At 60.5% G+C, this 23,104-nt stretch carries 20 protein-coding genes; 9 read left to right on the forward strand and 11 right to left on the reverse strand.

Going from position 1 to position 23,104, the window contains the following annotated elements:
* Positions 1-2: 2 nt before the first annotated feature.
* From ACI77D_RS25570 to ACI77D_RS25585, 4 genes are all read right to left on the reverse strand, one after another.
* The gene (locus ACI77D_RS25570) at positions 3-785 is read right to left on the reverse strand and encodes a hypothetical protein (RefSeq protein WP_128591693.1); all 783 of its coding nucleotides are present in this window, start codon (positions 783-785) and stop codon (positions 3-5) included.
* A complete protein-coding gene (locus ACI77D_RS25575) occupies positions 778-1,614 on the reverse strand; it encodes a DUF4123 domain-containing protein (protein WP_407017715.1) in 837 nt (278 codons plus the stop codon). The genes ACI77D_RS25570 and ACI77D_RS25575 overlap by 8 nt, the downstream gene beginning before the upstream one ends.
* Positions 1,614-3,632, reverse strand: coding sequence for a type VI secretion system tip protein TssI/VgrG (tssI, locus tag ACI77D_RS25580; RefSeq protein WP_407017716.1), 2,019 nt, complete (start codon positions 3,630-3,632; stop codon positions 1,614-1,616). The genes ACI77D_RS25575 and tssI overlap by 1 nt, the downstream gene beginning before the upstream one ends.
* 301 nt (positions 3,633-3,933) lie before the next feature.
* Positions 3,934-4,920, reverse strand: coding sequence for a diaminopimelate epimerase (locus ACI77D_RS25585; RefSeq protein WP_064451737.1), 987 nt, complete (start codon positions 4,918-4,920; stop codon positions 3,934-3,936).
* A gap of 358 nt (positions 4,921-5,278) precedes the next feature.
* Here ACI77D_RS25585 and ACI77D_RS25590 point away from each other — a divergent pair, with 358 nt between their 5' ends.
* Positions 5,279-6,430, forward strand: a complete 1,152-nt coding sequence (locus tag ACI77D_RS25590) for an MFS transporter (protein ID WP_064451736.1) — start codon at positions 5,279-5,281, stop codon at positions 6,428-6,430.
* A gap of 26 nt (positions 6,431-6,456) precedes the next feature.
* On the opposite strand, the gene ACI77D_RS25595 is transcribed toward ACI77D_RS25590, so the two are convergent.
* The 6 genes from ACI77D_RS25595 to ACI77D_RS25620 all read right to left on the reverse strand — a co-directional run bounded on the left by ACI77D_RS25595 (position 6,457) and on the right by ACI77D_RS25620 (position 12,050).
* Entirely contained in the window at positions 6,457-7,005 is a 549-nt protein-coding gene (locus ACI77D_RS25595) for a hypothetical protein (RefSeq protein WP_064451735.1), read from the reverse strand.
* 1 nt (position 7,006) lies between these two features.
* Positions 7,007-7,369: a hypothetical protein gene (locus ACI77D_RS25600; protein ID WP_407017717.1), complete on the reverse strand. Its 363-nt coding sequence runs from the start codon at positions 7,367-7,369 to the stop codon at positions 7,007-7,009.
* A gap of 127 nt (positions 7,370-7,496) precedes the next feature.
* Complete coding sequence (locus tag ACI77D_RS25605) at positions 7,497-7,874, reverse strand: hypothetical protein (RefSeq protein WP_237140896.1); 378 nt, start codon at positions 7,872-7,874, stop codon at positions 7,497-7,499.
* 180 nt (positions 7,875-8,054) lie between these two features.
* The gene (locus ACI77D_RS25610) at positions 8,055-10,475 is read right to left on the reverse strand and encodes a TonB-dependent siderophore receptor (protein WP_407017718.1); all 2,421 of its coding nucleotides are present in this window, start codon (positions 10,473-10,475) and stop codon (positions 8,055-8,057) included.
* A gap of 97 nt (positions 10,476-10,572) precedes the next feature.
* Positions 10,573-11,526 carry a FecR family protein gene (locus ACI77D_RS25615; RefSeq protein ID WP_407017719.1) on the reverse strand — a complete coding sequence of 318 codons (954 nt, stop codon included), beginning with the start codon at positions 11,524-11,526 and terminating at the stop codon, positions 10,573-10,575.
* 23 nt (positions 11,527-11,549) lie between these two features.
* Positions 11,550-12,050: a sigma-70 family RNA polymerase sigma factor gene (locus ACI77D_RS25620; RefSeq protein ID WP_064451733.1), complete on the reverse strand. Its 501-nt coding sequence runs from the start codon at positions 12,048-12,050 to the stop codon at positions 11,550-11,552.
* A 145-nt stretch (positions 12,051-12,195) separates the two neighbouring features.
* On the opposite strand from ACI77D_RS25620, the gene ACI77D_RS25625 reads away from it, so the two are divergent.
* From ACI77D_RS25625 to ACI77D_RS25635, 3 genes are all read left to right on the forward strand, one after another.
* Entirely contained in the window at positions 12,196-12,996 is an 801-nt protein-coding gene (locus tag ACI77D_RS25625; protein WP_064451732.1) for a glucose 1-dehydrogenase, read from the forward strand.
* Positions 12,989-14,815 (forward strand): glycoside hydrolase family 15 protein, encoded by a 1,827-nt coding sequence (locus ACI77D_RS25630; protein ID WP_407017720.1) that lies wholly within the window; start codon positions 12,989-12,991, stop codon positions 14,813-14,815. The genes ACI77D_RS25625 and ACI77D_RS25630 overlap by 8 nt, the downstream gene beginning before the upstream one ends.
* 158 nt (positions 14,816-14,973) lie before the next feature.
* Positions 14,974-15,879 carry an alpha/beta fold hydrolase gene (locus ACI77D_RS25635; protein ID WP_407017721.1) on the forward strand — a complete coding sequence of 302 codons (906 nt, stop codon included), beginning with the start codon at positions 14,974-14,976 and terminating at the stop codon, positions 15,877-15,879.
* Positions 15,880-16,026: 147 nt separating this feature from the next.
* Here the strand turns inward: ACI77D_RS25635 and ACI77D_RS25640 are convergent, their stop codons facing one another.
* Positions 16,027-16,995, reverse strand: coding sequence for a GlxA family transcriptional regulator (locus ACI77D_RS25640; RefSeq protein WP_064451729.1), 969 nt, complete (start codon positions 16,993-16,995; stop codon positions 16,027-16,029).
* Positions 16,996-17,089: 94 nt separating this feature from the next.
* Here ACI77D_RS25640 and inhA point away from each other — a divergent pair, with 94 nt between their 5' ends.
* From inhA to ACI77D_RS25665, 5 genes are all read left to right on the forward strand, one after another.
* Complete coding sequence (inhA, locus tag ACI77D_RS25645) at positions 17,090-17,770, forward strand: isonitrile hydratase (RefSeq protein ID WP_262667487.1); 681 nt, start codon at positions 17,090-17,092, stop codon at positions 17,768-17,770.
* Between the two features lie 707 nt (positions 17,771-18,477).
* Positions 18,478-19,917, forward strand: coding sequence for an undecaprenyl-phosphate glucose phosphotransferase (locus tag ACI77D_RS25650; RefSeq protein ID WP_407017722.1), 1,440 nt, complete (start codon positions 18,478-18,480; stop codon positions 19,915-19,917).
* Positions 19,917-21,377: a mannose-1-phosphate guanylyltransferase/mannose-6-phosphate isomerase gene (locus ACI77D_RS25655; protein WP_064451726.1), complete on the forward strand. Its 1,461-nt coding sequence runs from the start codon at positions 19,917-19,919 to the stop codon at positions 21,375-21,377. The genes ACI77D_RS25650 and ACI77D_RS25655 overlap by 1 nt, the downstream gene beginning before the upstream one ends.
* Before the next feature lies 1 nt (position 21,378).
* Positions 21,379-22,290, forward strand: a complete 912-nt coding sequence (locus tag ACI77D_RS25660; RefSeq protein ID WP_407017723.1) for a glycosyltransferase family 2 protein — start codon at positions 21,379-21,381, stop codon at positions 22,288-22,290.
* A gap of 29 nt (positions 22,291-22,319) precedes the next feature.
* The gene (locus ACI77D_RS25665) at positions 22,320-23,099 is read left to right on the forward strand and encodes a polysaccharide biosynthesis/export family protein (RefSeq protein ID WP_064451724.1); all 780 of its coding nucleotides are present in this window, start codon (positions 22,320-22,322) and stop codon (positions 23,097-23,099) included.
* Positions 23,100-23,104: the final 5 nt, after the last annotated feature.

Here is a 23,104-nt window from a genome sequence, read left to right on the forward strand (position 1 = left end):
CCTTATTCATTGCACGTTGGGTAGACATCACATATGCGCCCATCCGGCATTTGTATGGGTTTAAAGTCTGTAGTAAAGCCGCCACAAGCCCCCGTCAGGTCTTCGAAACTCGTTCCTCTGCAACGCTTCCACCCTCTCGGAACCGCTATCCATCTGTCTCTAAACGCAGGTAACTCTTGCTTGGTAACAGTCAGCACCAATCGGAGTTTCTTACCCTCGATCTGATCACGTTGAGCGCCACCGCCCGGCTTTGTTTTTTCTGGCAGCCCCATTGCATCCAACGAATGGCATTGCAAAATTTTCCTGATCGCATGCAATGGGCCCACCGTCCGAAAATGCCATCGACATTGCCCTTGCAACACCTGAACCCCAGATTCGGGCATGGTCGGAAAATCATCTGGCAGGCGATCTCGAATAGCGATACTCCCAAAATCCCTGCCGACGTCCGTGTCCCGCTTCCCCCACTTCCCATAAAACTCGAACTGAACGCTGTGCAGCACCGAAGGGCAACCTTCAATGGTTTCGCTTAACGGCAGCTCATAATTCACCCGGTTGGCCACCGGGCTGAACTCAGTAAAAAAGACCTTCCGCTCTGGTCGCTTGCCTCTACGTACTGGCAACGTGCAGGTCTCACCTGTAGCCGGGCGGTAATTAGCAGCAGTTTTAAGTTCAAAATCCGCCGGTAAATCCACCTCCAGCGTAAAGCGATCAACCGGCCCCATCGCACACCCCGACAGCCATCCCATTCCAAGCGCAACCCAAACGCTGTGTATCAACCTACTCATGCGTATCTCCCAACCTTCGCCACTGCTCCACCACCCGTTCAAAATGATCACCTGGCGCCTCGCCCACCATCGGCTGCCAGCGAATCACGCTGCTTTGCGTCGCCTCTTCCAACCTGTGCACGACCAAAAATTCGAGCTGCTGCGGCTCCCGCCATTGCCAGGCACGGGCTTGTTGCAGCACTTGGTCCAGCCAGACCCGGGGGTCTTGGAATTCAACCAGCGCGGCGAGGCTTTCGCTGTGCTCGGTCAGCAGGTAGCGCAGGATATTGGCGTGCAGGATGACTTCGGCCTGGGGGTTGGGCGTGTTCAACCAAGGTGCAGGTACAGGGACCGAATGCTCGCCGGGCGCCGGGTTTTCGCTCTGGCACCAATGGCCGTCGTGCCAATAGCACACACTGATCAGTGGGCCGAGGAACGCCGGCCAATGCTCGTTCGGCAGATGGACCAGAGCGCGGGCCAAGGTACGGTTATCTTGAAAGCGATACAGGGTCTGGCTTCCAACCGCCCCTACTAGCAGGCGGTCGCGCCAGTGTCGGACCACGCCAGACAGGTCATCGTCGGACAGGCTGCCCAGCCAGCCCCAGTTCGCCTCTGGATACTGCAACAGGTCGACCAGCACGGGCTCACCCACCTGCTCCAGCAGCAGAATAACGGGGCCTGCCGCTGCCAGCTCGGCCACGGCTGTTTCACCGTACAGGCTGCAATACTGCGACAGATTGCGGCCCGCCAAGAGCGATTGGCGTGCGTCGTGGTTACCGTCAAGGATCAAGCACAGTCGGCGCCCCGCCTGGTGCTGTTGGGCCATCCACTGGCCTGGCTCACTCGGCATCACGCGGCCCTCTGCGTGACAGTGCAACGGCCTTCGCGACATTGCTCACACACCGGGCAGAAGTCCGCGCCCAACTGTCGGGCCATGTCCAGAATGGCGCCCTGCGTCGCCGAGATATTCGGTACACCCGCTGCCCACAAAGGGTTCGCTGGCCTGGTCACGGGAGGCAAGCCACCGACGGTAATTGGCCTGCTGCTGAAAATGCCACCCGCCTGGATCAGCAGGTGCTCGCCCCCGGCCTTGAAACTCAGATGCGCACCCGCGTCGATGACCAGGCTGGCGCCTGCCTTGAGGTAGATTTGCTGCCCAGCCTCGATGACCATGGACTGACCAATATGTGTCTGGCTGTCACCCTGCACGTGTAAATGATCGCTCGCTTTGAGCTCGACCTTGCGATCACCCGTAATGGATCGATACTCCCCGTTTTCCAGTTGAACCGTGCTTAACCCCCGAATAATTTCACGGCGCTCTCCGGCCACTTCCAAGCGGCTGTCATGGCCCACCCGCTGCTCCAGATCGCGTTGGGCGCGCAGGTAGATGAGTTCCTCGCCGTGGCGGTCTTCAAGGTGCAACTCATTGGCACCCGCGCCGCCCTGGGAACTGCGGCTGCGCAACACACTGCGCGTCTTGTGTTGCGGCAAAGGATAAGCAGGCATGTGCAATGCATTGGGCAAGCAACCGTTGATCAACGGCTGATCGGGATCGCCCTCCAGGAAAGTCACCAATACCTCCATGCCCACGCGCGGAATCAGCATTGCGCCAAAGCCATCTCCCGCCCAACCGGATGCCACCCGCACCCAGCAACTGCTTTTGTCGTCGGTGTTGTCCAGGCGGTCCCAATGAAAACGCACTTTCACCCGGCCATAGGCGTCGCAATGCACCTCCTCGCCTGCCGGCCCCGTCACAGTGGCGGTTTGGCTGCCTTGGATGGTCGGCTTCGGGTGTTTGAGGGGCGGCCTGTGCGCTGCGCGCCAGGGTGTTGCGGTGAATCGGTTGCGATACCCCTGGAATGTGTCAGCCGCAAACACCGCTTCCTCCAGCACCTGCGGTTGATAGCCCTCATGGCGCACCGAGGTGAGCAACCACAAGTCGTTGCAGGCAGGATCGGGGTGTTCACACAGCTCAAGAAAATGGCCGCTGCTTAACGCCGGTTGATCGCTCTTGCCCAGTGCGCGATGACGGTCGCTTTGATGTCGCTCCAAGCCACGACGCGCCAATTGCCGGCCCCGCGCATGAGCAGTGAAACCGGCGGGATAACGATAGTCTTCGAGGGGTTGCGCCGATGCAGGGCCGGCCGTGTCTTGCAGGCGCAGCGACGGATGCTGGAAGTCGTGATCGCGAAGCATCATTTGCCGAGTGCGGGTTTCCAGGCACAGGTCGAAACGCCGGATCGCTCTCGCTTCGCCTGCCAGCTCGCCCGTCGAGCAAAAGCGCTGCGCAGCCAAGCGCCGAAACACAGTCTGGTCATCACCGAACACCAGCAGATGATTGTTCGGGCTGTGGCGAAAATGGTAATGAATGCCCTCCTCCTCACACAACCGCTGGATAAAGTGCAGATCGGTTTCCGCGTACTGCACGCAGAACGTGCGTGGCGGGTAGACCACAGGGCCGAGTTCGAAGGCATAGGCGTCGGCAAAGATGCCATGGTGCTCAAGGACCGCCGCAATGATCTGCGGCACGCTGCGTTGTTGGAAAATCCGCTGGTCGCGCCGATGGGCAAGACACGCCAGGCGGGGGGCCAGAGTGAGATGGTACCGGGTGAGTCGAACGCCCGGGTCATACCGGCCGACCGCGTAGACCTGCCCGTGCAGCCCGGCATCGGCTTCGCCGAAGTCCAGGTAGGCGGGCTGGTGGAGCAGTGCCTCCAGATCAAGGGAGGGATTTTCACTGACTAATTGCAGTTTAATGAAAAAGGGTTGATCAACGACTTCGCGGCCTTTGAACGCCAGCACCTGAAAGTCGTTATTTACTTCTGGAAGTATCAATTTGAAACATGAAAAAGCAAACGCATCAACCATCCGCAAGTTACCCATCATCAATGATTTGATTGAAAGGCTTTCTCCCTTCGGATGCTGATTTAACTGCCGGGAAAAAGCGCCTGAATGCGTTGAAGCTTAGCGATTCCAGGCGAAAAGCGGCCCTTAAAAGATAAAAAAGAAGTTTCGTACGGTGTAGCCGGAAGTGTCTTTTACAGAATAAGACAAAAGATTAGTTACCCTCCTCCAACAACGAGAACACTCCCACACTAACTCTACAAAATTACCTAACAGACAAGGAAACAGCTGACACTTATTAAAGATATCAGCTGCACTTCCAAATTCAGGTTTGCGGGCGTGCAGCCCCGAACAAACTGACGCTCAGCAGCGTTTCACCCTGACTCTGCAACCGTACCGGCGCCGTGCCACCCGGCATGACCACCGCCACGTCCCCTGCCTCGACCCAACCCGCCCGCCACGCTGCGCATGCCACCGCGCTGGCGCTGGTCCCGGAGGACGCGGTAGGCCCCTCACCCCGCTCAAACACGCGCGCGATAAGCTGATTGCCTGTAGACCGAGCGGCCCATTGCAGATTAACCCCGGCCAAACACGGTTGGCCGCGCCCGGCTGGTGGCGCAAAAGCAATCGCCTGCAGCGGCTCAAACAGTGAGGGGTGGAGCATCGACTGATTGTCAGGTAACGCCGAGGTTTGCTCGACGAGCGTGACGCAATGGGGATTACCGACACGGACAAACTGGCTTTGTGCCCAGTGCCGGTTGATCGCCGCCAGCGCGTCGACGTGACTGAATTCACGCGCGCCCATGGCAACCGAATCGATACCGCAAGCACCCACCGCTGCTGGCCCAAACTCCGGCTGTCCCAGGGCCAGCCAGAATCCTGCAAGCTGTTCGTAGACCGCAGGTTCCACATAGGTCGCAAGGGGTGACGCGGTATCCGCGTTGTCGTGATGCACCCGCAACTCACAGCCTTGAGTCATCAAGCCTTGATCAGTGAGCGACTGAGAAAAAATCGTCAGTCCATTACCACTGCGCTCGGCAAGTGAGCCGTCCGTATTGACGATCAGTACGTCAAACGGCGGCGCCGACTGGAAGGGCCCGACCAATAAACCATCGCAGCGGTGTGCCTTGGCATCCGCTGCACGCGGCAACGCGCCCCATCCACATTCGGACGCGATAGCCGACGAAGCCCAATCCTTGCGTGTGTTCGCGGCCAGGTCGGCGCGCTCGGGCACGTCAATGCCTCGGTTGCGCAAATAGCCCGGACTGACCACGCCATAGATATTGCCCCGTGCGTCGTAGAACAGGGTCATATCGCTACCTGACTGAAAATCTTCATCGGCTCATCCGTCCAATTGCATTCACATTTGGCGGCAGCGTATTACAGAACGGTCGTCCCGTGGGAAGTGAGCTGGAAGGTGGTAATCCAACGCAAGATAGCTGGGGTTCGTCCATTCTCGCGCAGATTACGCACCTTCCAGACCACCGCCTGAAGGCTCGATAGCCTTTGTGTGGTCGCGGCCCTTGAGTGCGTTCCAAGGCTATAAAAATAAATTCCCCGCCTGCGCGCCAATCCCCATCGCCAAGGGAACCCGGCTCGCTCGACAGGGCCTGATGTGCAAGGATGTCGCGCCGGACATCGTTCGTTGAACGCAAAACCAAGGATTTTTCATGACTGCCATCCCCACCCCAGCGCCCGTGGTTCCCGGGCGGCTGGAGCAAATGTCGACCCGTATCGCCTTTTTCATCGCCGGTTTCGGCATCGCGGCCTGGGCGCCGCTGGTGCCGTATGCCAAAGCGCGCGCAAATCTCAATGAGGGCACACTGGGCCTGTTGCTGTTGTGCCTGGGGGTTGGGTCGATTATCGCCATGCCCGTCGCGGGCGCCCTGGCCTCACGCTATGGCTGCCGACGCGTACTGACGGCCGGCACCCTCATGATCTGCCTCGCGCTGCCAATGCTCGCCACAGTCAGTTCGATTCCATTGCTGATGGCCGCGCTGTTCCTGTTTGGCGCAGGCCTGGGCAGCGTGGATTCGACGGTCAACCTGCAAGCGGTAATCGTTGAGCGCGCCAGTGGCAAAACCATGATGTCGGGCTTCCACGGTTTGTTCAGCCTGGGCGGCATTGTCGGCGCGGCGGGAGTGGCCGGGTTGCTGGGGCTGGGCCTGTCGCCGCTGCAGGCAACACTGGTGGTGATCGTCATCATGGCGGCGGCACTGCTCAAAGCCGGACCACACCTGTTGCCCTACGGCAGTGAAAGCTCGGGCCCGGCGTTTGCTGTGCCGCACGGTGTGGTGCTGTTTATCGGCTGCCTGTGTTTCATCGTATTTCTGGCCGAAGGTGCGGTGCTGGATTGGAGCGCAGTGTTCCTCAGCGCCGAGCGCGGCCTTGATGAGGCTTATGCCGGCCTGGGTTATGCGGCGTTCGCCTTGACCATGACTGCGGGGCGCCTGACTGGTGATGCCATCGTTCGACGTCTGGGCGCCACCCGGGTGATCGTGATTGGCGGCACGCTGGCCACTGCCGGCATGTTGCTCGCTACGTTATTCCCGGCCTGGGAAACTGCATTGCTGGGATATGCGTTGGTAGGTGCTGGTTGTTCGAATATCGTGCCGGTGCTGTACACCGCCGTCGGTAAACAGAAGGTCATGCCGGAACATATCGCGGTGCCGGCCATCACCACCCTGGGGTATGCCGGCATTCTCGCCGGCCCTGCAGTCATCGGCTTTATCGCTCACGGCAGCAGCTTGAGCACCGCCTTTGTGCTGATTGCAATGCTGCTGGCCGGCGTGGCTATCAGCGGCAAAATTCTCAAGGTGTAAACCGCTCACCGCACAAGGCCAGGGGGTTACCTGGCTTTGTGTGTCGCGTACTGCTCCAGCCAGCGCTCCAGGCTTTTGTTGCAAAGCCATCCCTCGTGCCTGGGGCGACCAAACATACGCGTGTTATTGGCGCGCTCCAATGAGCGCAGTAAACCCGGGCGCTCAATGATGTTTTTTGCCGTGTACACGCAGTGTTCGCTGTACTTCTTCCTGGGTAACCCAGTGGCGGCCTCCAGAATGGGCATGCCCCGTGAATCGGTGTCGTCGGGGTCATTCATCACGGTTTCAAGCAGTGCAATGTCCAAATATTCAACGGTTTCAAAAAACACCGTGCGGTCTTTGGACGTGTCCCTCAATGGTTTGAAATAGCCTTGTAAAGCCTGCACGACCTCGGTGTTGCCCTGGCCATGAAAAGGGTCCTGGCTGAAGGCGCTGGAGGAGCTGTTGCCCCGTAATGCGGCGGCGGCGGCGTTCAAGCTGTCGCGGGTGATATACCCCGTGCAATCGATGATCGCGTCGTTCAGCGACGGGCGATTGAGAATTTCCCTGATCACCAGAATCATACGGTCCCGCACATTACTCTCCCGTCAACGCTTGCGCTGCGATCTGGCGCAGCGACGACTGCGTCAAGCGACCTTCTTTCAAGAACGCATGCAGGTCGCCAAAGTGTCTCTCCAACTCGCCCGCCAATTGGCTATCCGTCGAGGTCGGACCGGGAGGTGTGGTGTTCGCGCGAGCAGTGGGTGCATTCTGCAGCGTCTGGTGGCGCAGCGAAGACAGGCCTGCGCGCAACAACGCAGGCCGTCGTACCGGCAAATCCGGCGTTGCGTATTGCGCCCCGCAAGGTGGATGAAAAACGGGTGGCGGCGAAACCCAACGGGCCTCTGGCCCGCCCATCGTCGTTGGCTGCCCGCACGGTATTGCACCATCAATCTTCATACGTCATCTCCCACCTGTTGCAGATCTGTACTTGCCTGAAAGTCACCATCAAGGTGCCCCCAATCATCGAATTGATGCCTGGGCAGCAAGCAGCGGATATGTGGTTAGTGGCGTGCAATAGTTCCGGTCAACGGGCGAATACCCATAACAGCATGTAAAAAGACCCTGAGACGCCGGTTAAAGCTGGCCTTTGCCCACGCCACCAGGCGGCGAGGCCATTGGTCAGCGCGGCCCACATGCAATGGGCTTGCCTCAACCCCTTGGCATCCGGCTGGCTTGCATGCCCCGGCGCAAGCAGGCCACGGATAAAATCATCGGCGACTGGGGCCTGGAATTTGCGCTGGCCCACAAAGGCTTTCACTCGCAGCGCTTCGGTGGCGTGCACCTTGCGCAGCGCTGCTGATGCCCCGTCCACGTTTACCGATGTTGAGCGAGCAAGGATATGCCGGCAGTGGAAGGCGCCACGGCCAGCGGATTGGCCGGATTGAAACAAAGTTGAAGTCATGTCTGGGCCCTGGCTCAGCGTCTGAAAAGCGACCAGTACGATCAAATCCTCTGGTTATAGGCTGTGTGGCAAACGCGCGAAAACAGTTCCTGCGCAGGCCGTACGCAAGTGGGTAGCCGCTGGGTAAACAGGCAAAAAAATCGCAGCCCGTGAGCTGCGATGTTTCATTTCAACGGCCGGTCAGAACCCGACGCTTGCCTGTACGAAGAACGTACGCGGCTCGCCAAGGTACAAGCCGGAATTGTTGTCACTGGAGCGTGTGTAGTGCTGCTGGTCGAAGACGTTTTTCACACCCACACCCAGTTTAAGGTTCGACAGTTGCGCACCGAAGTCATACCCGCTGCGCACGTTAACCGACACATAACCCGCGATATCCCCGTATTGGCCATCGGCGGTGCCTTGGGTAATGTAAGTGGTGCCGGTGCCTGGCGCGCGTTGACCGGACTGGGCATAGACGTCCAGGTTATGGGTCCAGTGGTTGATGTCGTAACGCAGGCCCAGTGTCGCCACTTCACGAGAGTACAGCGGCAGGTCGCGGCCCTTGAACGGTACATCGCCTTCGGAGGTGGCCTTGGTGTAGGTGAAACCGGCGCTGGCGGTCAGGCCGTCGAGGCGTGGGTCCAGGTGCGACAGGTCATAGTGGGCCGAGGTTTCGATACCCTGGTGTTTGGTGGCACCCAGATTGGTCCAGCCCACGTCATTGCTGACGTATTGCAGCTCATCCGAGAAGTCGATGTAGAACAGCGTCACTTCGCCGCCCCAGACGCTGTCGTTGTAGCGCGTACCGATTTCGTAGGTCTTGGCTTTTTCCGGGTTCAGGCCGTTGGCGGTCTGGTCACCGTTACCGCCCTGCCCGAGTTGGAAGTATTGCAGGCTACCGAAGGACGTTTCGTAGTTGGCGAACAGTTTCCAGGCGTCGGAGACGTGGTACATCACGCTCAGGGCCGGCAGCGGCTCGTTGTTGCTGACCTCGCGATTTTTCTCCTGGGTGCGCACACCGTTCAAGGCGACTACCGGGCGGTCGTGCCAAGTGGTCTTGATGTATTCGAAGCGAATGCCCGGGGTAATGGTCCACTTGCCGATATCGATTTTGTTATCGATATAGAAGGCGTTGGCCTCGGTGCCGCCGGTGCGGTCCTGGTAGACGTGCCCGTCGTTCTGGCCGCCCGGCGTCGGTACGTTGTTGACCAGGTTGAGGCTGCTGGCCTGCTCGTGCATGCCTTCCTTGAGGTAGCGATAACCCAGACTGACTTCCTGGGTGCTCGGCCCCACGTCGAACACGTGGGACACCCGTGGCTCGATGCCGAAGGTGTAGTAGGTGCGCGGGTAGGAGCTGATGGTCTTCAGGTCGCGGTTGGCGATGTTGCTGCCGCGGAAACTGTCGGAATAGTAAGTCAGCACTTCGGCCTGGGTACGGTCGTCGATCTGACGGATGTACTTGAAGGACACGTCCTTGCGCCGGCCGCTGAAGCTGTCCCAGTCACGCACCGACTGGTACGGGTTGGCGCGGAACTGCTGCTGGGTCAGGCCACCGGGCATATCGGCGCTGGCGTCGTAGTAGTGGAAGTTCAGCGAGAAATCGTCTTGATCGGTCGGTGCCCAGTGGGTCTTGAAGATCACATCGTCGATGTCGTTGCTGTTGTTACTGCTGCGATAGCCATCACCCTTGACCCCGGAATACAGCAGCGCTGCGCCGATACCGTTGTCCGCGGTGCCGCCGACGAAGGCGTTTTCAATGTGTTTCCAACCGCCGTGGGCCGAAGTTTCCAGGGTGGTGCCGACGTCGCCGGAGAATTTTTCCGGGATGGCGCGGGTCACGAAGTTGATCACACCGCCGACGTTCTGTGGCCCATAACGCACGGAGCCGGCCCCGCGCACCACGTCGATGCTGTCCAGGTTGCCGGCGGAAATCGGTGCCATCGACAGTTGTGGCTGGCCATACGGGGCGAATGCCGCCGGCACGCCATCGATCAGTACGGTGGAGCGTGGCGACAGGCGCGAGGTCAGGCCGCGAACGCCTACGTTCAGGGAAATGTCGCTGCCGCCGGTGCCGTTGGCTTCCTGCACCTGTACGCCAGGCACGCGGCGCAATACGTCACCGACGTTCATCGCGCCCTGCTCCACCATTGCTTCGCGGCGGATGACCGTCCGCGCGCCGGGGTGGTTCTGCACCACTTCGGCATTGGCGTCGCCCAACCAGTCGCCGACCACCTTGATGTCGGTGACGCCCAACTCCAGCGGCGAGCCGGCTTCCCCGGTGCCGTTGCTCTGCGGGCGCAGGGTCACGGAGCCCGCGTCCATCTGATAATCCAGGCCGCTGCCGTGCAGCAATTGGCCCAGTGCTTGTTCGGGCGAGACATTGCCATCTACCGCAGGGGCTTGTTTGCCCGCAACCATCTCGGGGCTGAAAAACACTTGCAGGGACGTTTGCTGGCCCAGCTGGCTCAAGGCTGCGCCCAACGGCTGGGCCCGAATATGGATGCCATCGGCAGCGTAGGCTGCAGGCAACGCGGCGCTGACAGCCAGTGCCAGGGCGAGTGGAGCCCAGCAGGCGATTTTAGTGTTGCTCACTTTATTGTTGTACACGGCGAGTTTTTTCACGTCGAACCTAGTCCTGTGATCGCAAGAGTGCGCGACTGTTAATGCAAACCAGTTGCAGTTGCAGAAGAAGACGTAGAACTCGAAAAAAACCTGAATCTCAGCGTGAAATAATTTCCTGACTGCCATCCGGCAAGGCGCGCACCGCGACGGGCAGGATGTGCGGCAAGGCTTTGAGCAAGGCGTCGGTGTCGCTGGACTTGAACACGCTGGTCAGGCGCAGGTTGCTGACCGCAGCGGTATTGACCCGCAACGGTTGCTCGCGGTAGCGCGATACCTCCCGCACCACTTCGCCGAGGGTGGCGTTGTTGAACACCAACTTGCCGGTGCGCCAGGCCGTCAGCTCATCGGCATTCACCGCATACGCCGCTGCAACTTGCCCTCGAGGATCAACATGCGTGCCCCGCCCCGCCGTAAGCGTGACGATTTGATCCGACGAGCGCCCCTGTACCTTGACCGTACCGGCCTCGACCACCACGCGGGTCTGGTCGTCATCGCGGCGCACATCAAAACGCGTGCCGGTGACCGTCACCCGCCCGGCCCCGGCAGCGACAATAAAGGGACGGCGGGTGTCATGTTCGACGCTGAACATGGCTTCGCCCTGTTTCAGTTCGACACCGCGCCGGCCCTTTTCGTAGTACACCGCGACGACGCTTCGGCTGTTGAGGTCCATCATCGAACCGTCGGGCAAGGCCACCTGGCGATGCTCGCCCAGGCGAGTGCTGAACTCGGCGCTGTAGGGTTTGGTGTGATCAAGCGCGCTGAATAGTCCCAACCCCAAGGCAGCGGCGACCACGCTGGCGGCGATACCATAACGCAAGATTGCCCGGCGCTCGGGGCGCTCGACCGGCTCATCGCACAGGGCCTGCAAACGGGCCTTGGGCAACAGGTCGGTGGCGCTCCACACGCCTTGCAGCAGGTCAAATTCGTATTGGTGCTCCGGGCACTCATTGCGCCAGGCGTCGAAACGTTGGCGCTCTTCGACGCTCAACTCGGCGTCTTGCAGGCGTACAAACCATTGCGCGGCTTCGTCGCGAGAACGGTTATCCATCATGGAAGATCCTGTTTCAAGGCGGGTCATGGGGCCATCGCATCCAGGCGGTCACGCAGATGCCGCAGGGTGCGGATCATATACTTTTCCACCATGTTTTTTGAAAGCCCCAGGCGTACGGCGATTTCCTGCTGGGTGAGACCCTCGATCTTCTGCCAGATGAAAATCCTGCGGCAGTTGACGGGCAACTCGGCCAAGGCCCGCTCGATGGAGTCCGCCAACTGGATCGCGTGCATGAAATGCTCCGGGTCGCCGCTGTGAGGCGAACGCTGATCAAAGGTTTCCAGCGCCAGCGCTTCACGGCGGTCTTCGCGGCGGTAAGCGTCTACGGCGATATTGCGCGCTGTTTGATGCAGATAAGCGCGCGGTTGCTCAACCTCGGTCGAACGCGACTCGAGCACCCGCACGAAAGTGTCGTGGGCCAGATCTTCGGCCTGCTGACGGTTTTTCAGGCGACGTGTCCAGGTTCCGATCAACTCTTCGTAATGCTCGAAAAAGCCTGTTCTGCGGGGCGGCTGAGGAATCATCGCGAGAGCACTGGGGAGGCGGGGCGTGAATAGTAATGCTTCCTATTAAGTGGGGCAATTGATTCCCGGCGTGCAGGTGCCGGGTGAACTTGTGCCCCGTCGCGTCAGTCAGCAGAAAGGACTCTCATAAAACGGTGGGTGGGCGATGCAGATTTCATTGCAACAACAAGTGGCCCTGGTCACCGGCGCCAGTTCCGGCATTGGTGCTGGCGCCGCCAAGGCCCTGGCTGAAGCCGGGGCGGCCGTGGTGCTCAATTACAATTCCCAGGCGGCACCCGCCGAAGCCCTCGCCGCTCAGATCAACGCCGACGGCGGCCGAGCGGTGGCCATCGGTGGTGATGTGTCAAAAGAGGCCGACGTGGAACGCCTGTTCGCCCAGACCCTCGACGCCTTCGGCCACCTGGACATTCTGGTCGCCAACTCCGGTTTGCAAAAAGACGCCAATCTGGTGGACATGACCCTCGACGACTGGAACACCGTGATCGGCGTGAACCTCACCGGCCAGTTCCTGTGCGCCCGCGCCGCCGTGCGTATCTTCAATCGCCAAGGCGTGCGCGAAGGCGTGTCGCGAGCGGCCGGCAAGATCATTCACATGAGTTCGGTGCATCAAATCATCCCGTGGGCCGGGCACGTGAATTACGCGGCCTCTAAAGGCGGGGTCGAGATGCTGATGCGTACCCTTGCCCAGGAAGTCAGCGAGCAGCGCATACGGATCAATGGCATTGCACCGGGTGCGATTCGTACGGCGATCAACCGTGCGGCCACGGAAGGCGCGGCGCAAAAGGAGTTATTGAAGCTGATTCCTTATGGCCGGGTCGGCGACGTGGAGGACGTGGCCAATGCGGTGGTCTGGCTGGCGAGTGACGCCTCCGATTACGTGGTCGGCAGCACCCTGTTCATCGATGGCGGCATGAGCCTTTATCCGGAGTTTCGTGGCAATGGTTGATTTCAAGAACGAACCCCAAAGCGCGATTGATGCCCACGGCATCATCGGTGATATGCGCAGTGCAGCGCTGGTCAATGACACCGGCAGTATCGACTTTTTCTGCTGGCCGGAATTCGACAGCCCGTCGATCTTTTGCTCGCTGCTGGACACACCTGAGGCCGGGGCTTTCCAGCTCACTCCCGACCTGCCCAACGCCCGCCGCGAGCAAATCTACCTGCCCGACACCAACGTGCTGCAAACCCGGTGGCTGAGTGATGAAGCGGTGGTGGAAATCACCGACCTGCTGGCGGTCACCGAAGAAATCGACGACCTGCCACTGTTGATCCGCCGGGTGCGTGTTGTCAGCGGCAAGGCCACGATCCATCTGCGCTGCACCGTGCGTCATGACTATGCCCGCTCGGCAACGCACGCCGCGGCCGACAAGGGCGGCGTGCTGTTCACTGCCGACGGCCAGCCTGGCCTGCGCCTGGTCGGCAGCCACCCGTTAAGCCTCGACGATCATTCGGCAGTCGCCAGCTTTACCCTGACCCAGGAAGAAGGCGCCGAATTTGTATTGGGCGGCGAGGACGATCCGCGCGTGACCAACCACTGTACCGACCTCTACCTGGAGCGCACTTTGAAGTTCTGGCGCGGCTGGATCGCGCAGTCGAATTACCGCGGGCGCTGGCGCGAAATGGTCAATCGCTCGGCCCTGGCCCTCAAGCTGCTGACCTCACGCAAACACGGCGCCATCATCGCCGCCGCCACTTTCGGCCTGCCGGAAACACCCGGCGGCGAACGCAACTGGGACTACCGCTACACGTGGATCCGCGACGCCTCGTTCACCGTCTACGCGTTCATGCGCCTGGGCTTTATCGAGGAAGCCAACAGCTACATGCGCTGGCTCAAAGGCCGGGTCAGTGACTGCTGCGGCCAGCCGACCAAAATCAACATCCTCTATGGCATTGACGGTCGCCAGGAACTGCCGGAAACCGAGCTGGACCACTTCAGCGGGCATGGCGGCGCCAAGCCTGTGCGCGTCGGCAATGAGGCCTTCGACCAGATCCAGCTGGATATCTACGGCGAGCTGATGGACGCGGTGTACCTGGTTAACAAATACGGTGAAGCCATCTCCCACGAAGGCTGGAAACACACGGTGGAAGTCGCCGACCAGGTTTGCGAAATCTGGAATCAGAAGGACGTCGGCATCTGGGAAATGCGCGGCGAGCAGCATCACTTCCTGCACTCACGCCTGATGTGCTGGGTGGCGCTGGACCGCGCAATCCGCCTGGCCTCCAAGCGCTCGCTGCCCGCCCCGTTCGCACGCTGGGACCAGACACGGCAAGCGATTTATGCCGATATCTGGAGCAACTTCTGGAATGAAGAGCGCGGGCACTTCGTGCAACATATCGGCAGCACCGCCCTCGATGGCTCGATGTTGCTGATGCCGCTGGTGCGCTTCGTCGCGGCCACTGACCCCCGCTGGCTGTCGACACTGGAGGCGATCCAGAAAAGCCTGGTGCGCGACGGCATGGTTTATCGCTACCGCAACGACGACAGCCAGATCGACGGTTTGCAAGGCACCGAAGGCGCGTTCGCCGCCTGCTCGTTCTGGTACGTCGAGTGCCTGGCGCGGGCCGGTCAAGTCGAAAAAGCCCACCTGGAATTCGAACAACTGCTGCGCTACGCCAACCCCCTGGGTTTGTACGCCGAGGAGTTCGACAGCCAGGCCCGGCATCTGGGCAATACGCCCCAGGCGCTGAGCCACTTGGCGCTGATCAGCGCAGCGACCTTTCTGGACCGCAAACTCAGCGGGGAGAAGACCGTCTGGCAACCCTGACCGGGACGCCGCCAGGGAACCCCAGCCGGTGCTGAAAAACGCCGGCCTGCTGGCTACCCATCCCGGCGAGCAAGACTATTGCCCTCAAGTACATGCCGCATCGTCATTCGGTATCGGCTAGAGTTCCAGCACCTTCGGCCACCTCGTTCGAGCGCATCATGAACACATCCGCCCCGCTACTTTACGTGCGCACTTCCATGCTCGATGTGGCCTATGAAGCCCACGGCCCCGACGACGGTGAGCCGGTTATCCTGTTGCATGGTTTCCCCTACGACCCACGCGGCTACGATGACATTGCGCCGGCCCTGGCCGAGCGCGGATGCCGGGTGTTAGTGCCCTACCTGCGTGGCTATGGCCCGACTCGGTTTATCGATGAGCAGGTGATGCGTTCCGGCCAACAGGCGGCGTTGGCCAAGGACCTGCTGGATTTCATGGATGCGCTGTCTATCCAGCGCGCGACCCTGGCGGGCTATGACTGGGGTGGGCGCGCCGCCTGTATCGTCGCGGCGCTGTGGCCGGAGCGGGTGCGTGGGTTGGTGACCGGGGATGGCTATAACATTCAGGATATCGCCCAGTCGCACACGCCGAGCACACCGCAGACTGAGCATAGGCTGTGGTACCAGTTCTACTTTCACACCCCGCGCGGCGTAGACGGTCTGACCGCCAATCGTCGTGAGCTCTGTGAGTTATTGTGGCAGCTGTGGTCACCGACCTGGGCCGAAGGTCCGGCTCTATATGGCCAGACCGCGCCGTCGTTTGATAACCCGGATTTTGTCGAGGTGGTGATTCACTCCTACCGCCATCGTTTCATGTACGTCCCCGGCGACCCGACGCTGGAGCTCATCGAGCGGGCCCTGGCGCTGCAGCCGCCGATTTCGGTACCGAGCATTTCGTTGTGCGGCGCCGATGATGGCGTGGGCCCGGCCCCGGTAGAGGATGAAGATGTGGAACATTTCACCGGCGTTTATCGGCGCGAAGTCTTGCCCGGCGTCGGTCACAATATTCCTCAGGAAGCACCGCAGGCGACCCTTGCAGCGATTTGCGAATTACTTGATCGGACGTGACGTCAGCTTGCAGCCGCGACCCTGACACTGAAGACGTTACCCTGCCCTGCCCGCCTGGGCGAAACGAATCATTTCATCTTCTGAAAGCGCCGGCGCTGAAGGCGGTGCAATAACACATCACCTGGGTTCAAACCGGTACGTTTTCATTCAGGCCGGTTGGCAGAAGCGCTCGCGATAGGCCTGGGGTGTGACGTCCAGGGCCCGCAGAAAACTGCGTCGCAGGGTCTCCTCGCAACCGAAACCACACTGCACGGCGATGCGTTTGATCGAGGCTGTGCTGTCGGCCAACTGCCGGCGCGCGGCGTCAACGCGTATCAACTCGACCGCACGCGCCGGGGTTTGCCCGGTTTCAGCGCGATAGTGGCGTACAAAACTGCGTTCGCTCATACCCGCCTGGGCCGCCAGTGTGGGAATGTTCAGATCGAGGCTGAGGTTTTCGGCGATCCAGACGTGCAAATCGGCGAAGCGACTGTCACCTTTTTGCAGGGACAAGGCCGCGCTGAATTGGGATTGGCCACCCGGACGCTTGAGAAACACCACCAGATGCCGCGCCACTTCCAGGGCAACGGCCCGGCCGAGGTCTTCCTCCACCAGGGCCAGGCACAGGTCGATGCCGGCCGTTACACCGGCAGAGGTCCACACCGCGCCTTGCTGGATGAAAATCGGGTTGGACTCCACCGTCAGCAAAGGGTATTTGCGCGCCAGTTCGTCACAGCGAGTCCAGTGGGTGGCCACCCGACAGCCATCGAGCAAGCCGCTGGCGGCCAGCAAAAAAGCGCCGGTGCATACCGAGGTCATGCGCCGGGTGTGCTGGGCTTTTTGCTTCACCCAACCCACCAACTCGGCGTCTTCGGCGGCACCGTACACACCCCAGCCACCGGCGATCACCAATGTGTCGCACGGCGTGTCGGCTGCGGGCAGAGGCTCGGCCAACAGCGCCAAGCCAGCCGAGGTAATCACCGGCGTCGTCTGCGCGGCGATCACCGAGGCCGCGTAAGGCAACGGCAAACCGCGCTGACGCGCCAGGTCGTTGGTCGAGGCGAACACCTGCAACGGCCCGGTCACGTCGAGTACCTGTGCGTTATCAAAAGCGAGTACATGGATTATTCGAGTCATGGTTGGCGTAATTGGTGGGCTTAATGGCGTATACGCCAAAGCCTAGGCCTCTAGAGTGAAGCCGTCTACCTCCCCCGTAATCGGAGCTTCACTCATGACCTTGCAGATCGGTTTTCTCTTGTTTCCCGGTATCCAGCAACTGGACCTCACCGGTCCCTATGACGTGCTGGGCTCGCTGCCGGATGTGGAGTTGCACCTGCTGTGGAAAGACCTGGCGCCGGTCACTTCCAGCACCGGGCTGGTGTTCACCCCGACCATGACCTATGCCGATTGCCCGCGCCTGGACGTGATTTGCGTGCCCGGCGGAGCCGGTGTCGGCGCGCTGATGGAGGACCCGCACACCCTGGACTTCCTCAAGGACCAGGCACAGACCGCGCGCTACGTGACGTCGGTATGCACCGGTTCGCTGGTACTCGGCGCGGCGGGTTTGCTGCGCGGTCGCAAGGCCACCACGCATTGGGCTTACCACGACCTGCTCGCTCCGCTCGGCGCGATCCCGGTGCAGGCGCGAGTGGTGCGTGACGGTAACCTGTTTACCGGTGGCGGCATCACCGCCGGGATCGACTTTGCCCTGACGCTGGCCGCCGAGTTGTACAGCGAGGACGTCGCGCAACGGGTGCAACTACAGATCGAATACGCACCGGCGCCACCCTTCGACGCGGGCAGCCCGGAAACCGCCCCCAAGCACGTTCTGGAGGAAGCCAACAAGCGCACAGCGGAGTCGCATCGGGTACGTGCCGAGGTTGTGGCACGCGCCGCTGCACGGCTGCGCTGACCTACCCTGCCCCGCTGGACGCGACATCAGCGCCCGGCCCATTAATGGGGCTTGGCGCTACACGTAGCGCTCAAAGAAATGGCTGAATGCGTGAAGTCGATCATTTCTTCCACGTCATCCGCCCGAGAGCGCGACCGGTAAAGTAGTCAAATGGATACAAACAAAAAATTGCGCTGATACTTTTTTAATAAAAATGCCGTGGTCGGCGCCAGCTGCCTTTTGGACAACTTTATAACAAGGCACACGATTTTTACGCGTGCGTTTGAAAGGCCGCTCATACCCGCTCGAACGCCATTTTCAGGGCACTTGGGCCGCCTTTCAAAACCCTCCTTGTCCCTCTTTCCTACCTCCATTCAAAAAAGGTTTTCCCGCCCGGCAGGAAAATTCTCACATTTGTTTCTACACTCAAAATCACACCCTAGGACCGAGTGAATCGACAAGGAAGGTCAATAAAATGACACACAAAAAGACTAAACAAGGTGTCTACGGTAGCCCATCCGAAAAAAGTCAACTTATTGACAAGGTCAGAAAAAAGGCGTTTTCTCTCACTGACAAAGCCAATAACCGGAAAACTCCTTTAGCCACTGCCCCCACGCATTTCCTTCGTTTTGGAAGAGAAAGGCTTGCGTTTTACCCAGAGTTGCCATCGTTCGCCTGCCCTCAAAAGCAGCGAACAGAAAGCCTGGAGTGCAATGAGGGATGTTTTTATGCGAGAAAAGTCGTCAGTCGTAAGCCTGTTTCTAACCCGTGCGGGTTTTGTTGAGTTTTTTGTGGTTTTCGTCAAATTGGTACACGGCCTGACTGCTATCTTGCCACCGCTGGTCCTGGTATTTTTCTTCGACACAATGGCCCCCCAATTGCGCCCCCATTTCCTCGGCCTGCTGCTGTTTTTTGCAGTGCTGAGCGTGATTCTTTTCCATGCACTGGGGATCTATTCAGAAGAGTTGTTCAGCAATCGTCTGCGCCTGCGGACCAGCATCGTGGCCTGGTCCTCCGCGTTCTGCATCTTGCTGTTCATGTACCAGATCCTGCAGTTTTTCCCGCAATTGACTCCGCGCAACCTGGTGGCCTGGTACTTCGCCAGCCTCGGGCTGTTCTGCCTTGAGCGCCTGGTGATGCTGCGCCTGTATCGCAACCTGATGCGTAAAGGCAAATACCTGCAACGCACGGTGATCCTGGGCTTCACTGACACGGCCGTGCACGTCGCCGACCACCTGCAACGCAATGGCGATATCCGTTCCGGCCTGATCGGTTTCATCGACGACCGTACCGAGCGCATTCCCAAGGAATTGAGCCACCTGCCCCTACTGGGCAATACCCGCGACCTGGAAAAGCTGATCCGTGCCGAACAGGTCAACCAAGTGATGATCTGCCTGCCCTGGGCCGCCGAAAAACGCATCCACGGGCTGGTCAATCGCCTGCGCCAGATGTCGGTGAACGTGATGCTGGTGCCCGACATGGCCGCCTTGCGCTATGGCCACAGCCGCATCACCGACGTGGGCGGCATTTTGATGTTCAACACCTCGCAGTTACCGCTGCGCGGCTGGTCGCCGTTCATCAAGCGCTGTGAAGACTTGCTGCTGGCCAGCCTGGCCTTGGTGGCGCTGTCGCCGGTGATGCTGCTGACGGCGATCGCAATCAAGCTCGACTCCAAGGGCCCGGTGCTGTTTCGCCAGAACCGGTTCGGCTACAACGACAACGAGATTCGCGTGTTCAAGTTCCGCTCGATGTTCACCGACCAGAGTGACTTCACCGCCGAGCAACAGACCACCCGCAAAGACCCGCGCATCACACGTGTGGGCCGCATCATTCGCAAGACCAGCATCGACGAGCTGCCGCAGTTGTTCAATGTGCTGCTGGGCAATATGTCCATGGTCGGCCCGCGTCCCCACGCCACAGCAACCAAGGCCGCGGGTATTCCGTTCGAAGTCGCGGTGAGCGAGTACAGTTCGCGGCATCGGGTCAAGCCGGGCATCACCGGCTGGGCGCAGATCAACGGCTACCGGGGTGAAACCGATACCCTGATCAAGATCCAGAAACGTGTCGAGTACGACCTGGAGTACATCTCCAAGTGGTCGGTGTGGTTTGACTTGTACATCGTCTTCATGACGGTCCCGGCCGTCCTCTCCACCAAGGAAGTCTATTGATGAATACCCTCAACGGATTAATTCCCTGCATCATTTCCGGTGGTTCGGGCACACGGCTGTGGCCGGTCTCCCGGCAGAACATGCCCAAGCCTTTCATGCGCATGCGCGATGGCCAGAGCCTGTTGCAAAAAACTTTCCAGCGCGCCGCTAAACTGCCCGGCGTGGAAAGCGTGCTCACGGTGACCAACCGCGACCTGCTGTTTCGCACCCTGGATGACTACCGCGTGGTCAACAAGGCCCACCTGCCCCTGGACCTGTTGCTGGAACCATTCGGCCGCAACACGGCGGCGGCCATCGCTGTGGCGGCGCTGCACGTGCAAGAGCATTTCGGCGATCAGGCGCAGTTGCTGGTGATGCCCGCCGACCATTTGATTCTCAATGAGGTCGCGTTCGCCGAAGCGGTCACCCAAGCCCGCGACCTGGCCGAAGCCGGCTACCTGGTCACCTTCGGCATCAAGCCCGACCACCCGGAAACCGGTTTCGGCTACATCGAAAAAGGCGAAGCACTGGGCGACGGCTTCCGGGTCAAACGCTTTGTCGAGAAACCTGACCTGGCCACCGCGCAAGGCTACCTCGACGGCGGCAAGCACCTGTGGAACGCCGGCATGTTCTGCTTCAAGGCCAGCACCCTGGTGGACGAACTCGCCGCCCACGCCCCCGACGTGCTGACAGCGGCCAAAGCGGCACTGGAACACAGCCATGACCTGCAAAACAAAACCTCGCGCCAGCGTGAACTGGACCCTGACGCTTTCGGCAGCGCGCCGGATATATCCATCGACGTGGCGTTAATGGAGAAGTCCAAGCAAGTCGCCGTCGTGCCCTGCGACATTGGCTGGAGCGACATCGGTTCCTGGGAGGCGCTGCGCCAACTCACGCCCAGCGATGCGCATGGCAACCAGGTCAACGGTGAAGCGATTTTGCATGACGTGCACAACTGCTACATCGACTCGCCCAAGCGCGTATTGGGCGCCGTGGGCATACACGACCTGATCATCGTCGACACCCCCGATGCGCTGCTGATCGCCGACGCCCACCGCAGCCAGGACGTGCGCTTTATTGTCGCGGAACTCAAGCGTCAGAATCATCCGGCGTACAGCCTGCACCGCACCGTCACGCGGCCGTGGGGCACCTACACCGTGCTGGAGGAAAGCAGCCGGTTCAAGATCAAGCGCATCGTGGTCAAGCCCCAGGCGTCGCTGTCGTTGCAAATGCACCATCACCGCAGCGAGCACTGGGTGGTGGTCAGCGGCGCCGCACAGATCACCAATGGCGACCGCGAATTTCTGATCAATGCCAACGAGTCCACCTACATTCCGGCCGGGCACAAGCACCGCCTGACCAACCCCGGCATCATCGACCTGGTGATGATCGAGGTGCAAAGCGGCGAGTACCTGGGCGAAGACGACATCGTGCGTTTTGATGACATCTATGGGCGTGCACCCGCAGAAGTGAAAAAGTGACATGCGCACCTCGTTGATCATCCCGACCCGCAACGCGTCCAGTCACCTGGCGCGGCTGCTGCCTGCGCTGAAAATGCAGACCCTGCAACCGGACGAGATGCTGGTAGTCGACAGCGCCTCCAGCGATGACACCGTGGCACGGTTTCGCGACTTCGGCGCCCGGGTCGAGGTGATCGACGCCCGAGACTTCAACCACGGCGGCACGCGCCGCTGGGCCAGTGAACAGGTGGACGGTGATGCGCTGATCATGATGACCCAGGACGCGATCCCCGACAGCCCCGAGACCTTTGCCAACCTGCTTGACGAATTGCAGCAAGACCCGCGCAGCGGCGTGGCGTACGGCCGGCAATTGCCACACCCCGGCGCCGGTGTGCTGGGCGCGCAGTCGCGGCATTTCAACTACCCGGCCCAGAGTCGCAGCAAGAGCATGGCCGATGCACCGCAGTTGGGCATCAAGACCTGCTTCAGCTCTGATTCGTTTTGCGTATACCGACGCAGCGCATTGCAGGCAGTCGGCGGCTTCCCCGCCGATGTGATCGGCAGCGAAGACGCCTACGTCGCTGCGCGCATGCTCCTCCAGGGCTACACCGTGCGCTACGCCGCCACCGCGCGGGTGTATCACTCCCACGATTACCGACTCATGGATGAGTTTCACCGCTACTTCGACATTGGCGTGTTCTACGGTCGCGAGCCGTGGATTCGCCAGGCCTTTGGCGACGCTGGCGGTGAAGGTAAACGCTATGTACTGGCTGAGCTCGCGGCCTTGCGCGCAGCCGGTGCATTGCACCGCGTACCCGAAGTACTGGTGCGCAGCGCGTTCAAGTTGCTCGGCTATCGGCTGGGCCATCTGGAACGCCGGCTCCCCCTCGCCCTCAAGCGGCGCATCAGCATGTTCCCCGGTTATTGGAGGTGAGCATCATGACCCACAGGAAGTCCCCCTTGATGAAAAGAACCTTGCTCGTCCTGGCCATGATGGCGTTGGCCGCCTGCAATACACCCGCACGCATCGTCCCTCCGGACGACAAGACCATCGAAGACGGCAAGCGCGCCCTCGACCAGCTTGCACAGCTACCAGTGGCCGTAGAGCGTATCCGCGTCGGCGACCAACTGCGTATCGTACGGGATGCCGGGGAGATGCCGACCTTGTCCGCGTTCAACGTCAGCACGATCTATGAGCTGACGCTGTACACGGTGCAAACGGACGGCAAGATCAACTATCCGTTCCTGGGCCCGATCCAGGTAGCCGGTCGCCAACCCTCGGAACTGGCCAGCGAGCTGACCAAAAAGCTGGCGCCGGTGTACCGCGAGCCACGGGTGACGGTGAACATCAACCAGGCACCGGCTAACTCGGTGATCGTCGGCGGCGCGGTGAATAACCCGACTGCGGTGCAGATCGGCACGGCCAACACCCTGGAGCAAGCCATTGTCGGTGCTGGCGGGGTGAACCCCTCGGGCGATGCGAGCATGGTTGCACTGCTGCGTGAAGACGCCCAGGGCGCCTATCACGCCTATTTCCTGGATTTCAGCCAATACCTCAAACCCGGCCCCAACGGGCGTAAATCGGTGCGCCTGCAACGCGGGGATGTGGTGTTCGTGCCTAAATCCAACGTGGGCGAGCGTATCCAAGGGGTGGACACCTACTTGAACCAACTGATCCCGTTCACCAAGTCGATCGGGGTTGGCTACAACTACACGCGAACCAGCAGCAGTTCCAGTAACTAAAGGAG

It is taken from the genome of Pseudomonas sp. O39, from assembly GCF_045447295.1.
GTDB classification, from domain to species: Bacteria; Pseudomonadota; Gammaproteobacteria; order Pseudomonadales; family Pseudomonadaceae; genus Aquipseudomonas; species Aquipseudomonas antarctica_A.

Coding starts and splice junctions, on each gene's coding strand:
- ACI77D_RS25660 (WP_407017723.1), top strand. CDS start 21,379: ATGCGCACCTCGTTGATCATCCCGACCCGCAACGCGTCCAGTCACCTG.
- inhA (WP_262667487.1), top strand. CDS start 17,090: ATGACCTTGCAGATCGGTTTTCTCTTGTTTCCCGGTATCCAGCAACTG.
- ACI77D_RS25665 (WP_064451724.1), top strand. CDS start 22,320: ATGAAAAGAACCTTGCTCGTCCTGGCCATGATGGCGTTGGCCGCCTGC.
- ACI77D_RS25590 (WP_064451736.1), top strand. CDS start 5,279: ATGACTGCCATCCCCACCCCAGCGCCCGTGGTTCCCGGGCGGCTGGAG.
- ACI77D_RS25600 (WP_407017717.1), bottom strand. CDS start 7,369: ATGAAGATTGATGGTGCAATACCGTGCGGGCAGCCAACGACGATGGGC.
- ACI77D_RS25655 (WP_064451726.1), top strand. CDS start 19,917: ATGAATACCCTCAACGGATTAATTCCCTGCATCATTTCCGGTGGTTCG.
- ACI77D_RS25620 (WP_064451733.1), bottom strand. CDS start 12,050: ATGATTCCTCAGCCGCCCCGCAGAACAGGCTTTTTCGAGCATTACGAA.
- ACI77D_RS25585 (WP_064451737.1), bottom strand. CDS start 4,920: ATGACCCTGTTCTACGACGCACGGGGCAATATCTATGGCGTGGTCAGT.
- ACI77D_RS25635 (WP_407017721.1), top strand. CDS start 14,974: ATGAACACATCCGCCCCGCTACTTTACGTGCGCACTTCCATGCTCGAT.
- ACI77D_RS25570 (WP_128591693.1), bottom strand. CDS start 785: ATGAGTAGGTTGATACACAGCGTTTGGGTTGCGCTTGGAATGGGATGG.
- ACI77D_RS25615 (WP_407017719.1), bottom strand. CDS start 11,526: ATGATGGATAACCGTTCTCGCGACGAAGCCGCGCAATGGTTTGTACGC.
- ACI77D_RS25605 (WP_237140896.1), bottom strand. CDS start 7,874: ATGACTTCAACTTTGTTTCAATCCGGCCAATCCGCTGGCCGTGGCGCC.
- ACI77D_RS25575 (WP_407017715.1), bottom strand. CDS start 1,614: ATGCCGAGTGAGCCAGGCCAGTGGATGGCCCAACAGCACCAGGCGGGG.
- ACI77D_RS25650 (WP_407017722.1), top strand. CDS start 18,478: ATGCGAGAAAAGTCGTCAGTCGTAAGCCTGTTTCTAACCCGTGCGGGT.
- ACI77D_RS25630 (WP_407017720.1), top strand. CDS start 12,989: ATGGTTGATTTCAAGAACGAACCCCAAAGCGCGATTGATGCCCACGGC.
- ACI77D_RS25640 (WP_064451729.1), bottom strand. CDS start 16,995: ATGACTCGAATAATCCATGTACTCGCTTTTGATAACGCACAGGTACTC.
- ACI77D_RS25625 (WP_064451732.1), top strand. CDS start 12,196: ATGCAGATTTCATTGCAACAACAAGTGGCCCTGGTCACCGGCGCCAGT.
- tssI (WP_407017716.1), bottom strand. CDS start 3,632: ATGGTTGATGCGTTTGCTTTTTCATGTTTCAAATTGATACTTCCAGAA.